This is a genomic window from Noviherbaspirillum humi, from assembly GCF_900188095.1.
GTDB classification, from domain to species: domain Bacteria; phylum Pseudomonadota; class Gammaproteobacteria; order Burkholderiales; family Burkholderiaceae_D; genus Noviherbaspirillum; species Noviherbaspirillum humi.
In genome coordinates this window covers 1-1260 of sequence record NZ_FZOT01000050.1, presented here as the reverse complement: position 1 = coordinate 1260, position 1260 = coordinate 1, and the positions used below count along the sequence as shown (strand labels likewise).

Here is a 1260-nt window from a genome sequence, read left to right as displayed (position 1 = left end):
AGAATGGCTTGCTTGAACTCCTGCTGGATGCGGTCCAGCGCCTGCTGGTTCTCGCCTTCGAAGCGCATCACCACCACCGGCGTGGTGTTGGACGGCCGCGCCAGGCCGAAGCCGTCCGCATACTCCACCCGCACCCCATCGATGGTGTTGATCTCCTGCGCCGCCGGAAACCTCGCTTCCTTCTGCAGCCGCTCCATCAGCGCGAAGTTCTCGCCCTCGGCCAGCTTCAGCTGCAGCTCCGGCGTGCTGCTCGACTGCGGCAAGGCGTTCAGCGTGGCCGACGGATCGGCCAGCCTCGAAAGCAGCTCCAGCATGCGCGCGCCGGCATACAGGCCGTCGTCGAAGCCGTACCAGCGGTCCTTGAAGAACACGTGCCCGCTCATCTCCCCACCCAGCGGCGCCCCGGTCTCGCGCATCTTCGCCTTCACCAGCGAGTGCCCGGTCTTCCACATCAGCGGCTCGCCGCCGTGCTGCTTCACCCACGGCGCGATGTGCCGGGTGCACTTGACGTCGTACAGGATCTGCTTGCCGGGATGACGGGTGAGCACGTCGGCGGCGAACAGCATGAGCTGGCGGTCGGGATAGATGATCTGGCCATCCTTGGTCACCACGCCGAGGCGGTCGCCGTCGCCATCAAACGCCAGGCCGATCTCGGCATCGGTGGTCTGCAGGCAGCGGATCAGGTCCTGCAGGTTTTCCGGGTGGGCCGGATCCGGATGGTGGTTGGGGAAGTTGCCGTCGACCTCGCAGAACAGCTCGGTGACCTCGCAGCCCATGCCGCGGTACAGGTCGCCGGCGAAGGCGCCGGCCACGCCGTTGCCGCAGTCCACCGCGATCTTCATCGGCCGCGCAAGCTTGACGTCGGAGAGGATGCGCTCCAGATACGCGGCGCGGATGTCGTGGGTGCGGTAGCTGCCCTGGCCGCCGGGGAATTCGTTCCTGACGATGGCCTGGTACAGCGCCTGGATGGCGGCGCCGTGGATGGCTTCGCCGGAGAGCACCATCTTGAAGCCGTTGTAGTCGGGCGGATTGTGGCTGCCGGTGACCATGATGCCGGAGGGCGCGCCGAGCACGTTGGTGGCGAAGTAGACCAGCGGGGTGGCGACCACGCCGAGGTCGATGACGTCCATGCCGACCGACTGCAGGCCGGCAGCCAGGGCGGAAGAAAGCTCGGGGCCGGAGAGGCGGCCGTCGCGGCCGATGATGACGGTGGATTCGCCGCGCTCGCGGGCGGCGGCGCCGAAGGCCTGGCCGACCTGT

At 67.9% G+C, this 1260-nt stretch carries 1 protein-coding gene; it reads right to left on the bottom strand.

Going from position 1 to position 1260, the window contains the following annotated elements; genetic code table 11:
- A partial coding sequence (locus CHB88_RS24050) for a phosphomannomutase/phosphoglucomutase (RefSeq protein ID WP_089401891.1) occupies positions 1-1260 on the bottom strand: 1260 nt, incomplete at both ends.